General features: G+C 60.7%; 9 protein-coding genes and 1 pseudogene. 6 read left to right on the top strand and 4 right to left on the bottom strand.

The features are described 5' to 3' along the window. Nucleotides 1–215 precede the first annotated feature (215 nt). On the top strand, nt 216–2246 hold the full coding sequence (locus AC1DIG_RS13595) for a methyl-accepting chemotaxis protein (protein WP_477767717.1): 2031 nt from the start codon (nt 216–218) through the stop codon (nt 2244–2246). A 128-nt stretch (nt 2247–2374) separates the two neighbouring features. On the opposite strand, the gene AC1DIG_RS13590 is transcribed toward AC1DIG_RS13595, so the two are convergent. Continuing rightward, a complete protein-coding gene (locus AC1DIG_RS13590; RefSeq protein ID WP_477767716.1) occupies nt 2375–3151 on the bottom strand; it encodes a TatD family hydrolase in 777 nt (258 codons plus the stop codon). Between the two features lie 3 nt (nt 3152–3154). Then, entirely contained in the window at nt 3155–4150 is a 996-nt protein-coding gene (gene cra / locus AC1DIG_RS13585; RefSeq protein WP_477767715.1) for a catabolite repressor/activator, read from the bottom strand. Nucleotides 4151–4457: 307 nt separating this feature from the next. Between cra and ptsP the strand changes: the two genes are divergently transcribed. The 5 genes and pseudogenes from ptsP to AC1DIG_RS13560 all read left to right on the top strand — a co-directional run. Further along, nucleotides 4458–7319 (top strand): phosphoenolpyruvate--protein phosphotransferase, encoded by a 2862-nt coding sequence (ptsP, locus tag AC1DIG_RS13580; RefSeq protein ID WP_477767714.1) that lies wholly within the window; start codon nt 4458–4460, stop codon nt 7317–7319. Further along, nucleotides 7319–8260, top strand: coding sequence for a 1-phosphofructokinase (pfkB, locus tag AC1DIG_RS13575; RefSeq protein WP_477767713.1), 942 nt, complete (start codon nt 7319–7321; stop codon nt 8258–8260). The genes ptsP and pfkB overlap by 1 nt, the downstream gene beginning before the upstream one ends. Nucleotides 8261–8271: 11 nt before the next feature. Beyond that, on the top strand, nt 8272–10011 hold the full coding sequence (locus AC1DIG_RS13570; RefSeq protein WP_477767712.1) for a PTS fructose-like transporter subunit IIB: 1740 nt from the start codon (nt 8272–8274) through the stop codon (nt 10009–10011). Between the two features lie 196 nt (nt 10012–10207). Then, entirely contained in the window at nt 10208–11749 is a 1542-nt protein-coding gene (locus AC1DIG_RS13565; RefSeq protein ID WP_477767711.1) for an alkaline phosphatase D family protein, read from the top strand. After that, nucleotides 11746–11907: pseudogene (locus AC1DIG_RS13560) on the top strand (helix-turn-helix domain-containing protein); the annotation flags it as partial. The gene AC1DIG_RS13565 and the pseudogene AC1DIG_RS13560, both read left to right, overlap by 4 nt. A 59-nt stretch (nt 11908–11966) precedes the next feature. On the opposite strand, the gene AC1DIG_RS13555 reads toward AC1DIG_RS13560, so the two are convergent. Beyond that, on the bottom strand, nt 11967–12245 hold the full coding sequence (locus AC1DIG_RS13555) for a DUF3077 domain-containing protein (RefSeq protein ID WP_477767710.1): 279 nt from the start codon (nt 12243–12245) through the stop codon (nt 11967–11969). A 540-nt stretch (nt 12246–12785) separates the two neighbouring features. Beyond that, complete coding sequence (locus AC1DIG_RS13550; protein ID WP_477767791.1) at nt 12786–12950, bottom strand: hypothetical protein; 165 nt, start codon at nt 12948–12950, stop codon at nt 12786–12788. Between the last annotated feature and the right edge of the window lie 29 nt (nt 12951–12979).

The raw sequence follows: 12979 nt of genomic DNA, 5'->3' as shown, positions 1-12979 counted from the left end.
GTGAGCCTGACAATCCGCGGCGCCTGAGTTAGCGACTGCTTCGCAGCCGAACGCAGCCTTCGGCAGCTGCTACAGGTGCGCGTGTGCTCTAGCTGTTAACCTTAAGTTACAAAACCTCCTTTCGATTTGAGCTATACAGAAGCAGCGCGCCATAGTGGCTATCTGCTGCATCTGCGTGCCTGCCCAAAAAAATAAGAAATGAAAGGGGGACGTCCGTGAAGAGTTTGCTCTATCCCGCCGTTGCGCTGATGAATCGCCTGAGCTTCGGCATGAAGTTCAGTCTGATCAGCGTGCTGTTTTTCTTCCCCATGCTGGTGACCAATTTCTATCTGGTTCGGGATTCGTATCGCGAGTTCCAGGGCACCCAGGTCGAATTGCAAAGCCTCGATCTGTTGGGTGGTGGGCTGACGCTGCGGCGGGATCTGGAAACCCTGAACAACCTGGTACAGATCAACGCGACCCTCGGCCAGTCTGGCAAGGCCGGAGATACCGAATCGAAAATCAGCGCCCTTGAGCAGAGCGTGCTTGCGCGCCTGCAAAGCCTGACCGCGACGACCATCGATACTGAGCAGGTCAGTGTTTTTGATAGTAAGCGCGATGAAATGATTGCAGCGTTCAAGGCTCAACAAGCGGAGACGTCTGTGCAAAGCAAAAGCGCGCTGATCGGCAAACTGCTCGGCAATGCGCAGATTTTCAGCCAGATCATCGCTAGCCAGGCTGGCCTGAGTCGTGACAACCAGAGTGATTTGCGCCAATTGAGCGAGCTGATCACCAACGTTACCCCGCGTGTGACGCAAACCCTCGGCGAAGGCCGGGCGATGGGGGCCTACTCGCTGGGGCAGGGGTTTCTCAATTCCGCTTCGAGCACCCGGTTCGATGAACTGCTGGCGCAAATCGACAAGCTTCAGGCCGAATACGCCTTGAAGTTGCAGGACGCACTGGCGGCCGGCAAAGCGGCGCGTGAGATGCTGGAGCCCTCGGCCAATGCCAGCAAAGCCACGCTCAAACAGGCCAGCGAGCTGTTTGAAGAGCAAGTGGTGGTGGCCGATACCCTCGATAAACCCTGGCAGGGCTTTTACGATCAGGTCACCGGGCTGATGGACAAGACCTATCAACTGAATGACGCGACGCTCAAGTTTCTCGGCGTTCAATTGCAGCAACGCCTGGAACAGAACCGCACGCACATGGTGCTGCAGGCGGTGGCACTGTCGGTGGTGTTCGTGCTGATTTTTTATCTCTACGGCGGCTTCTATGCCTCCACCCGCACCACCCTCAAGCGTCTCGGCGGAGTGATGGACAAGGTGGCGGCCGGTGACATGACCATCACGTTTACCGCCCACAGCCGTGATGAGTTGGGTGAGTTGGGCAATGTCTTCAATGGCACCGTGGCGAAGATCCATGACCTGATCGAGTTGGTCGGCAAGACCGTCAACGAAGTGGAGCGTCAGGCGAGTCAGGTGGAAACGGTATCGGCCCGGAGCAATCAGGCGGTGGCCGGTCAGCGTACGCAGATCGAGCAAGTTGCCACGGCGATGAACCAGATGTCGGCCACTGCTCAGGAAGTTGCGCGCAGTGCGGCGGCTGCCGTCAGCAGTGCCCACAGCGTCAATGATGAAACCATTAGCGGCCGCGGGTTGGTCGAGTCGCAACAAGGCAGCATTGCGCAACTGGCCAGCGAGATCGACTCGTCAGTGCTGGTGATCAATCAACTGGCCAGTGATAGCCAGTCCATCAGCCGCGTGCTGGAAGTGATCAAGAGCATCGCCGAGCAGACCAACCTGTTGGCGCTCAACGCGGCCATCGAGGCCGCTCGTGCAGGTGAGCAGGGGCGTGGCTTTGCGGTGGTGGCCGATGAGGTCCGCACCCTGGCCAAACGTACCCAGCAATCGACCGAAGAAATCGAGCAGATGATTGCCAAGCTGCACGGCGGCGTTGGCGCCGCGGTGAAGGCCATGGGCGTCAGTCACCAGATGGCCAGCGGCACGGTCGGTCAGTCGGAAAAGGTCCAGCAAGCCCTGGAAAACATCCTGGGCGCGGTGGGCATGATCGTCGATCAGAACCAGCAAATTGCCGCGGCAGTCGAGCAGCAAACGGCGGTGGCCCACGATATTGACCAGAACATTGTCGAGATCAACCGTGCCGGCGAACGTACTGCCGAAGGTGCGCACCAGACCGAGCATGCCAGCCGTGCATTGTCGGCCCAAGTGGTGCAGTTGAAGCACTTGATCAGCGCGTTCAGGGTTTGAAGCCTCACCGCGAATAAATGTGGGAGCGAGCTTGCTCGCGAAGGCGGTCAGTCAGTCACATCGATGTTGGATGTGGCAACGCATTCGCGAGCAGGCTCGCTCCCACAGGTGTTTTGTGCTGTCAGTTATTACCAGTTGAACAGCTCGCAGGCGTTGGCGGTGCTGGCGGCGGCCAGTTGCTCGGGGCTGATGGCCATGATCTGCGCCAGTGCCGCGCAAATCGCCGGCAGGTGAGCAGGGCTGTTGCGTTGTCCGGGGTACATGGCGGGCGCCATGTCCGGTGAATCGGTTTCCAGCACCACCGATTCCAGCGGCAAACCGGCGATCACTTTGTGCATGCGCAAGGCTTGTGGCCAAGTCGCTGCTCCACCCAATCCCAGTTTGAAACCGAGCTTGAGGTATTCGCGGGCCTCTTCCTGGCTGCCGGCAAAGGCGTGGATGATGCCGGCGCGTTTGAGCCGGAAGCGTTTCAAGGTCGCAATCACCGCCGCATGGCTGCGCCGCACATGCAGCAGCGCCGGCAACTGGAAGTCTGCCGCCAGTCGCAGCTGTGCTTCAAACAGCACTTGCTGGCGTTCGCGGTCCAGGTCCTCAAGAAAGTAATCCAGGCCAATTTCGCCTACGGCGCACAGTTGCCGATGGCCGGCCAGACGCGTCAGCCAGTCCGCCAACTCGGTCAGGTCAGCGGGACGATGTTCATCGAGGTAGGCGGGATGCAGGCCAAACGCGGCATGCAGGTCTGGATCGCTTTGCACCAGATCCCAGACCCGCTGCCAATTGCGCTGATAAACCCCCAGCACCACCATCCGCTTCACACCCAAAGCGCGGCTTTGAGCCAGCAGCGCCTGACGGTCCGGGTCGAAGTCCGGGAAGTCCAGATGAGTGTGGCTGTCGATCAGCTCCACGTTTCAGTCCTGGCGAATACGCTGTTTGAAGGTCCGCGCAATGGCTTGCACGCCGGGTTGGTAATGGGCTTCTTCAATCGCCGCGAGGGCCAGTTGCAAGGCTTTGTCGGCGATCAGTTGATGCTGCTGGGCCATGGCGTTGACCGGCAGCGGCAGGAAGTCCAGCAATTGCGTGTCGCCAAAAGTGCCGAGGCGCAACGGGCGGGTTTTCAACGGGAAGTCATGCAAGGCATCGAACACGCCTTGAAGCAGCACGTAAGACGTCGTCACCAGCGCATCTGGCAAGTGGCCGAGGCGTTGGAGTAATTCTTCCATCAGCTGTCGGCCGCAGTCGCGGCTGAACGACTCGCCCTGTTCGATCAGGACGTCACCCTTGAAGTCGACCAGAGCCTGCTTGAAGCCGGCGGCACGCTCCTGGCTGATGCTCAGTTCGGGCCGCGCACCGATCAGCGCAATCTGTTTGGGCTCAGGCGTCAACAGACTGCGGGTGAGGTTCAGGCTGGCTTCGCGGTCATCACTGATCACCGAGCAGAAATGCTCAGGCTCCATGACCCGGTCAATGGCAATGATCGGCAAGCCCTTGGCCTGCAACTGGCGATAACTGTCATCGCCGGCAGGCAGGCAGCTGGCGACGATCAACGCATCGCAGCGCCGTGCGCGAAACAGCTTGAGCAGCTGGCGCTCGCTTTCAGGTGCATCGTCGGAGCTGGCAATCAGCAACTGATAGCCACGCGCCCGGGCACCCTGTTCGAGGAGCTTGGCGATCCGCGCGTAACTGGGGTTTTCCAGGTCCGGCAGAATGAAACCCAGGGTGCGGGTGTGCCGACTGCGCAACCCGGCCGCTTGAGGATTAGGCGTAAAGCCATGTTGCTCGACCACCGCGCGCACGCGCTCGACGGTGGCGTTGCTGATGCGTTGCTGTTCGGCCTTGCCATTGATGACATAGCTGGCGGTGGTGACAGACACACCGGCCAACTGGGCGATATCACTGAGTTTCAACCCGGGATTTCCTTGTTTTTTCGAGCTTGCCCCGACATTTTGTCCAATCCTACCCGATTACGGCAGGCGACCAATGTCGCAACGCATCCGACAAGTTGGACTTCAAGGTTGGGAGATTATCGAGTAACGTGCCAACTCATCTAGATTAAACGTTTCAGCAAGCGTATTTTCTGCGCTATTGGCTCTTTTTGCCGGTTCTGCCGCGAAACCGACAAAGGATGCTCTGAAAAAGAGTGCTCTGAATAAAGCCTAAACTGATTCAATCAAAACAATACCTGGCGCGACCCCGCGCCAAAAAGGAGAAAGCATGCTCGAGCTCACCATAGAGCAGATATCCATGGGCCAGTCGGCTGTGGATAAAGCCGCCGCATTGCATTTGCTGGCCGACACGCTGGTCGCCGATGGCCTGGTGGCCGAGGGTTACCTCAGCGGCTTGCAGGCGCGTGAAGCCCAGGGTTCGACCTTTCTCGGTCAAGGTATTGCGATCCCCCACGGAACCCCTGATACCCGCAATCTGGTGCACACCACCGGCGTGCGTTTGCTGCAGTTCCCCGAAGGGGTGGATTGGGGCGACGGCCACATCGTCTACCTGGCGATCGGTATCGCGGCCAAATCCGACGAGCATTTGCGCCTGCTGCAATTGCTGACCCGCGCCCTCGGCGAAACTGATCTGGGCCAGGCCTTGCGCCGCGCCAGCAGCGCCGAAGCCTTGCTGAAACTGCTGCAAGGCGCACCGCAAGAGCTGGCGCTGGATGCGCAAATGATCGGCCTGGGTGTCTCCGCCGACGATTTTGAAGAGCTGGTCTGGCGTGGCGCGCGGTTGTTGCGTCAGGCCGACTGCGTGAGCAATGGTTTTTCTGCGGTATTGCAGCAGGTTGAAGCGCTGCCGCTGGGTGATGGCCTGTGGTGGCTGCACAGCGAACAAACGGTCAAGCGCCCGGGCCTGGCCTTCGTCACCCCGGACAAACCGATTCGGTACCTCGGCCAGCCACTGAGCGGGCTGTTCTGTCTGGCCAGCCTTGGCGAGGCGCATCAGGCCCTGCTCGAACGTCTTTGCGCGTTGCTGATTGAAGGCCGTGGCCACGAACTTGGTCGCGCCACCAGCCGGCGTGCGGTGCTGGAAGTGCTCGGCGGCGAATTGCCGGCTGATTGGCCGAGTGCCCGCATTACCCTGGCGAATGCCCACGGTTTGCATGCGCGGCCGGCGAAGATTCTCGCTCAACTGGCGAAAAGTTTTGAAGGCGAGATCCGCATCCGCATCGTCGACGGCCAAGACAGCGCAGTGTCGGTGAAGAGCTTGAGCAAACTGCTCAGCCTCGGCGCCCGTCGCGGCCAGGTGTTGGAGTTGATTGCCGAGCCGAGCATCGCCGCCGATGCGTTGCCGGCGCTGCTGAGGGCTATTGAAGAAGGCCTGGGCGAAGACATCGAACCGTTGCCGACGGTGAGTGCAAAGAGCGAGGTCATCGAAGAAGTTATTGACGTCGTGGTTGCTCCCGCCTCCGGCAGCGTGATTCAGGCCATTGCTGCTGCGCCGGGGATTGCCATCGGTCCAGCGCATATCCACGTGTTGCAAGCAATCGATTACCCGTTGCGTGGCGAGTCCACGGCGATCGAACGCGAGCGTTTGAAAACATCCCTGGCCGATGTTCGCCGCGATATCGAAGGGCTGATCCAGCGCAGCAAGGCCAAGGCGATTCGCGAGATTTTCATCACCCACCAGGAAATGCTCGACGACCCGGAACTGACCGACGAAGTCGACACTCGCCTCAAGCAAGGCGAAAGCGCTGAAGCGGCGTGGATGGCGGTGATCGACGCGGCAGCCAGACAACAGGAGTCCTTGCAGGACGCCTTGCTCGCTGAGCGAGCAGCGGACTTGCGCGATATCGGTCGGCGAGTGCTGGCGCAACTGTGCGGCATCGAGACTCCGAGCGAACCGGATCAGCCGTACATCCTGGTAATGGATGAAGTGGGTCCATCGGACGTTGCACGTCTTGATCCGACGCGGGTGGCCGGCATTCTTACCGCGCGTGGCGGTGCCACCGCCCACAGCGCGATCGTCGCTCGGGCCTTGGGCATTCCGGCGCTGGTCGGTGCTGGCGCGGCGGTGTTGCGGTTGGCGTCGGGCACGCCATTGCTGCTCGATGGCCAGCGTGGTCGGCTGCATGTCGACGCCGATGCGGCAACGTTGCAACGTGCCGCTGAAGAACGTGACAACCGCGAGCAACGCCTGCAAGCGGCTGCGGCCCAGCGTCACCAACCGGCGCTGACCACGGACGGCCATGCCGTCGAAGTGTTCGCCAACATCGGCGAAAGCGCAGGTGTGGTCAGCGCGGTGGAGCAGGGCGCTGAAGGGATTGGTCTGCTGCGCACCGAACTGATTTTTATGGCCCACCAGCAAGCGCCGGACGAAGCCACTCAAGAAGTCGAATACCGTCGGGTGCTCGACGGTCTGGCCGGGCGGCCGCTGGTAGTGCGGACCCTGGACGTTGGCGGTGATAAGCCGTTGCCGTATTGGCCGATTGCCAAGGAGGAAAACCCGTTCCTCGGCGTACGTGGCATTCGCCTGACCTTGCAACGTCCGCAGATCATGGAAGCCCAGTTGCGTGCCTTGCTACGCGCCGCCGACAACCGTCCATTGCGGATCATGTTCCCGATGGTTGGCAGCGTCGATGAATGGCGTCAGGCGCGGGACATGACCGAGCGTCTGCGTCTGGAAATCCCGGTGGCCGACCTGCAACTGGGGATCATGATCGAAGTGCCGTCGGCGGCTTTGCTGGCGCCGGTTCTGGCCAAGGAAGTCGACTTCTTCAGCGTTGGCACCAATGACCTGACCCAATACACCCTGGCTATCGACCGCGGTCATCCGACCCTGTCGGCCCAGGCTGATGGCCTGCACCCGGCGGTGTTGCAACTGATCGACATCACGGTGCGTGCCGCCCATGCTCATGGCAAGTGGGTCGGCGTGTGTGGCGAACTGGCGGCAGACCCGCTGGCGGTACCGGTGTTGGTCGGCCTGGGTGTCGATGAGTTGAGCGTTTCGGCGCGCAGCATCGGCGAGGTCAAGGCGCGGGTTCGTGAGCTGAGTCTTGCGCAGGTAAAACATCTGGCCCAACAGGCTCTGGCCGTGGGCAGCGCGAATGAAGTGCGCGCATTAGTGGAGGCTCTGTAATGGCCAAAATCCTAACCCTGACCCTCAACCCGGCGCTGGACCTCACTGTTCAGTTGCCGCATCTGGAACCTGGTCAGGTCAATCGTAGCGACGCCATGCACACCCACGCCGCCGGCAAGGGCATCAACGTGGCGCAGGTGCTTGCAGACCTCGGGCATCAGTTGACGGTCAGCGGTTTTCTCGGTGAGGACAATCTTCAGGCGTTCGAAGCGCTGTTCGCCAAACGCGGGTTTGTCGACGCCTTCATCCGTGTTCCCGGCGAGACTCGCAGCAACATCAAGCTGGCGGAAGCGGACGGACGCATCACTGACATCAACGGTCCGGGGCCGGTGGTCAGTGCATCCGCGCAGCAGGCGTTGCTCGATCGTCTGGATCAGATCACCTTGGGTCATGACGCGGTGGTAGTCGCCGGCAGTTTGCCGCGTGGCGTCAGCGCGCAGTGGTTGCACGGGTTGTTGCTGCGCCTCAAGTCGCGGGGTTTGAAAGTCGCCCTCGACACCAGCGGCGAAGCCTTGCGCGCAGGGCTGTCGGCAGGCCCGTGGCTGATCAAACCGAACACCGAAGAACTGTCCGAGGCGCTGGATTGCGAGGTGGTTTCGGTGGCTGCACAAGCCGAAGCGGCGAGCCGTTTGCACGCTCATGGTATCGAACACGTGGTGATTTCCCACGGTGCCGAGGGCGTTAACTGGTTCAGTGTCGGCTCGGCGATGCACGCCACTCCGCCCAGGGTCAGTGTTGTCAGTACGGTGGGCGCCGGCGATTCATTGCTGGCGGGCATGCTCCACGGTTTGCTCAGTGCCGATACGCCAGAACAGACCTTGCGCACTGCCACGGCGATTGCCGCGATGGCCGTCACGCAGATCGGTTTCGGTATCGGTGACGCCGCGCAACTGGCGCAGCTCGAACAGGGTGTGCGCGTGCGCCCCCTGACAGAACAATAAGAGGGTTGGTCATGAAGTTAGCCATTGTTACTGCCTGCCCGAATGGCATGGTTACCAGTGTGCTGTGCGCGCGTTTGCTCGATGCCGCCGCGCAGCGTCAAGGCTGGATGACCTGCGTTGAAGTGTATGACGCAGCGCACCCGGAGCGTCAGTTGTCCGCAGCGACGCTCGAGGATGCCGAGTGGGTGTTGCTGGTCAGCACCGGGACTGTGGATATGTCGCGGTTTGTCGGCAAGCGGGTGTTCCAGAGCACGCCGTCCCAAGCCCTGCAAGACGTCGATGCGGTGCTGCGCCGTGGCGCTGAAGAAGCCCAGATCTACGTCGCGCCGCAAGCCGTCGTCGAACCCGCAACTGTCAGCAAAACTGCACCGCGTCTGGTGGCGGTCACTGCCTGCCCGACCGGTGTCGCTCACACCTTCATGGCCGCCGAAGCCTTGCAGCAGGCGGCCAAGCGTCTGGGTTATGACTTGCAGGTGGAAACCCAGGGCTCGGTCGGCGCACGCAATCCGTTGAGCGCGCAAGCCATCGCGGATGCTGATGTGGTGCTGTTGGCGGCGGACATCGAAGTCGCCACCGAGCGTTTCGCCGGCAAGAAAATCTACCGCTGCGGCACCGGTATCGCACTGAAACAGGCCGAAGCCACACTCAACAAAGCCTTGGCCGAAGGCACGCAGGAAACCGCGTCGACCGGCGCCCAAGGCCCGGCCAAGAAAGAGAAAACCGGGGTCTACAAACACCTGCTGACGGGCGTCTCGTTCATGCTGCCGATGGTCGTGGCCGGTGGTTTGATGATCGCGCTGTCGTTTGTCTTCGGCATCACTGCGTTCAAGGAACCGGGCACGCTGGCGGCGGCATTGATGCAGATCGGTGGCGATACGGCGTTCAAGTTGATGGTGCCGCTGCTGGCGGGTTACATCGCCTACTCGATTGCTGACCGTCCTGGCCTGGCGCCGGGGATGATTGGTGGTCTGTTGGCGAGTACCTTGGGCGCCGGGTTTATCGGCGGGATCATTGCCGGCTTCATCGCCGGTTACGCGGCGCAGGCGATCAACCGTTATGCGCGCCTGCCGCAAAGTCTGGAAGCGCTGAAGCCGATCCTGATCATCCCGTTACTGGCGAGTCTGTTCACCGGCCTGGTGATGATCTATGTGGTCGGCAAACCGGTCGCCGGACTGCTGGAAAGCCTGACGCATTTCCTCGACAGCATGGGCACTACCAATGCGATTCTGCTGGGGGTATTGCTCGGCGGCATGATGTGCGTCGACCTCGGTGGGCCGATCAACAAAGCCGCTTATGCATTCTCGGTGGGGCTGCTGGCGTCGCAAAGTTATGCACCGATGGCCGCGACCATGGCCGCTGGCATGGTGCCGCCGATTGGCCTCGGCATCGCCACGTTCATCGCCCGGCGCAAGTTTGCCCAGACTGAGCGCGAAGCCGGTAAAGCTGCCTTGGTGCTGGGGCTGTGCTTTATCTCCGAAGGGGCGATTCCGTTCGCCGCCAAGGACCCGCTGCGGGTGATTCCGGCAAGCATCGCCGGTGGTGCACTGGCCGGTGCGCTGTCGATGTATTTCGGCTGCAAACTGATGGCGCCGCACGGTGGGCTGTTCGTCATGCTGATCCCGAACGCGATCAACCATGCGCTGCTGTACTTGCTGGCGATTGTTGCCGGGAGTTTGCTGACAGCGGTGGTTTACGCAGCGGTCAAACGCCCGGAAGTCGCCGAGTTGGCATTGGAGCCGGCCAACGCCTGACCGCCATATTCTGTGGGAGCGAGCTTGCTCCGGGCGGCGATCCGACGATAGCGGTCTGACAGTCAGTATCTTTGTTGAATGTTAAACCGTCTTCGCGGGCAAGCCCGCTCCCACAGGGATCTGCTGCACCGGCAGATTTTTGTGTCACATCGGATTCACACAGCCATGTTTAAGTTTTCCTTTTAGGGAGAACTCCATGAGCGAATTCGACTTGGGACGCCGTCGAGTGATGCAGGCTGTCGGCGCCGGTTTGTTGTTACCTGGCCTGGCTCCGGCAGTGATCGCCTCGGTCAAGGATCGTCCACAGCTCACCGATGGTGTTCAGTCCGGCGACCTGCTGGGTGATCGGGCGATGATCTGGAGCCGCAGCGACCGCCCGGCGCGGATGGTCGTGGAATGGGACACTCGCAGCCTGTTCAGCAATCCTCGGCGTTTCGTCTCACCGTTGGCTGATGCCCGCACCGACTTCACGGCCCGGGTCGAGCTGAGCGGATTGCCCGCCGATCAGGCGATCTTCTACCGCGTGTACTTCGAAGACGCCCAAACTGGTGTGGCCAGCGAACCGTGGTTCGGTCACCTGCGCAGCGTGCCACAGACCCGTCGCGACATCCGTTTTGTCTGGAGTGGCGACACCGTCGGCCAGGGCTTCGGGATCAACCCGGATATCGGTGGCATGCGCATCTACGAAGCCATGCGCTTGCGCCTGCCGGACTTCTTTATCCACAGCGGCGACACCATCTACGCCGACGGCCCGGTGCCGGCGCAACTGACCACTGAAAGCGGTCGGGTGTGGCGCAACATCACCACTGAGGCCAAAAGCAAAGTTGCGGAAACCCTCGACGAGTATCGCGGCAATTATCGCTACAACCTGATGGACGAAAACATCCGCCGTTTCAATGCCGAGGTGCCGCAGATCTGGCAGTGGGACGACCACGAAGTGGTGAATAACTGGTCGCCGGGCAAACAGCTCGACGAGCGCTATAAGAGCAAAGATATCCACAGCCTGGTCGGCCGTGCGCGGCAAGCCTGGCTCGAATACGCGCCGGTGCGCTTGCAGGCCGCCGACAACGGCGGACGGATCTATCGCAAGCTCGGTTACGGGCCGCTGCTGGATGTGTTTGTGCTGGACATGCGCAGCTATCGCGGGGCCAACGACGACAACCTCGGCGGCGAAAAAGCCTTCCTCGGACGCGAGCAACTGGAGTGGCTCAAGCGTGAATTGAAAAACTCCGGCGCGCAGTGGAAAGTCATCGCCGCCGACATGCCGATTGGTCTTGGCGTGCCCGATGGCGAAGTCAGCCCCGGCGTGCCGCGCTGGGAAGCCGTGGCCAACGGTGATCCTGGCCCGGCCCAGGGCCGCGAGCTGGAGATCGCTGAGTTGTTGGGTTTCTTGCGGGCACAGCAAGTGCGCAACTTCGTCTGGCTGACGGCCGATGTGCATTACTGCGCTGCTCACCATTACCACCCGGATCGCGCAGCGTTTCAGGACTTCGAACCGTTCTGGGAGTTCGTCGCAGGTCCCTTGAATGCCGGCAGCTTCGGCCCCAACCCGCTGGATAAAACCTTCGGCCCCGAAGTGGTGTTCGAGAAAGCCCCGCCGGCGCAGAACACCTCACCGTTTGCCGGGTTTCAGTTTTTTGGCGAGGTAAATATCGACGGCCAGACCAGCGAAATGAGCGTGATCCTGCGGGATCTGGATGGGGTGGCGGTGTTTGAGCAGCGGTTGCAGCCGGTTTGATCGTGTCTCAGGCCGTTTTTGCCAAGAGAATCAGAACCAGTCCCTGCACCCTGAGAAATCGGGAGCAGGATAAGTCGAAGCCCAATGCTCAGGCTGCTTTGTTGATAAGGCTGGTGGAGAAATTCCCCGACATGATTGAGCGGCTAGGCGCCCTTTGAGCGGATAACTGAACACCTGAAAAGCCCCGCCTTCGAGAGAAACGCGGGGCTTTTTCCGTTCAATTGCGCTGGTTGTCCCGTGTGCCAAGCACCTTCACTACGTCATCGATCACCGCTTTGCTCATTTCCTGCAAATAGTGCGACGCCCAGGCATAGCGGTCCGTACCGCGTTCCATCGCCGCGTCTTCGGCCAGCAGTTTGGAGAGGTGGAGCAAGTCGGAAACGTGGGACAAGGCTTCGCGGAGGGGAACGCCGCTGTTGACGCGAAAGAGGGGTTGGTCGCAGTGGATGGAGAAGGGCGTGAGACCGGCGGTTGTCAGATCTGGGGGATTAGTCATTGGGCACCTCCGAAGGGGCGGAGGTAGTAAAAGCGCGAACGTTGGTTGGATCGAAAACGAGCATTGGCAAAACTCCTATATCAGTGAGAGCTGCTTCATTCGTTATCAGGCGAATGGGTGGCAGCCATGCGCAGGCTGATAAACCGGTATATAGGACCCGGCAGACCCGTGGGTCTCCCACGCACAGCCGCCATGGCACGAAATTGCGGGTATAAAAAACGCCAGCATTCGTGAGGTGGGCGTTGGTGCGCCTATATATTACCCGGGTTATCAGGCCCGGTCGCTGAATGGGCAGCGACGGTTTGAAGTTAGCTTGGGCAGATTGGGCGAACAATCGTAGCGATGTGGTGGCTCGGGTACGGTTTTTTGAGGTGTTGGCGAGGGGGAGCGCCGCAGGGCGCGGTCGTGCAGGGAGGTCGCTCGGAAATCAACTGGATGTCCAAAAGCAAAATTCAGAACGGTCCTACGTTTGACGCTCGTTCCCATGCGAGCATCGGAGCGATCAATTTCAGCGGTTACTGCGCAGCGATGCTGTAATCCTCAAACGCGGTTTGCTGTTGCAGGGCTGTAATGATGGTTTTGCGCGTAGTCGGTATTGTCGATGAAGGTCTCGCTTGCAAGTTCGGCTTCATCGCCTTCACCGATGAAGGCAAAGCCGAGGAATTCGAAGGTCTCGCGATCCACGTCCCTTGCCACCCGTGTCATGTCTCGTCCTGAAAGCCATACGGGCTCCT

The sequence above is a fragment of the Pseudomonas sp. 05N431 genome, from assembly GCF_056397005.1.
Note: the sequence above shows the minus strand (reverse complement) of the source record. Positions and strands in the feature narration are given on the sequence as shown.

Bases quoted from the DNA above. Each gene is read 5' to 3' on its own strand.
- ptsP (WP_477767714.1), top strand. From the start codon at position 4,458: ATGCTCGAGCTCACCATAGAGCAGATATCCATGGGCCAGTCGGCTGTG.
- pfkB (WP_477767713.1), top strand. From the start codon at position 7,319: ATGGCCAAAATCCTAACCCTGACCCTCAACCCGGCGCTGGACCTCACT.
- AC1DIG_RS13570 (WP_477767712.1), top strand. From the start codon at position 8,272: ATGAAGTTAGCCATTGTTACTGCCTGCCCGAATGGCATGGTTACCAGT.
- AC1DIG_RS13565 (WP_477767711.1), top strand. From the start codon at position 10,208: ATGAGCGAATTCGACTTGGGACGCCGTCGAGTGATGCAGGCTGTCGGC.
- AC1DIG_RS13555 (WP_477767710.1), bottom strand. From the start codon at position 12,245: ATGACTAATCCCCCAGATCTGACAACCGCCGGTCTCACGCCCTTCTCC.
- AC1DIG_RS13550 (WP_477767791.1), bottom strand. From the start codon at position 12,950: ATGACACGGGTGGCAAGGGACGTGGATCGCGAGACCTTCGAATTCCTC.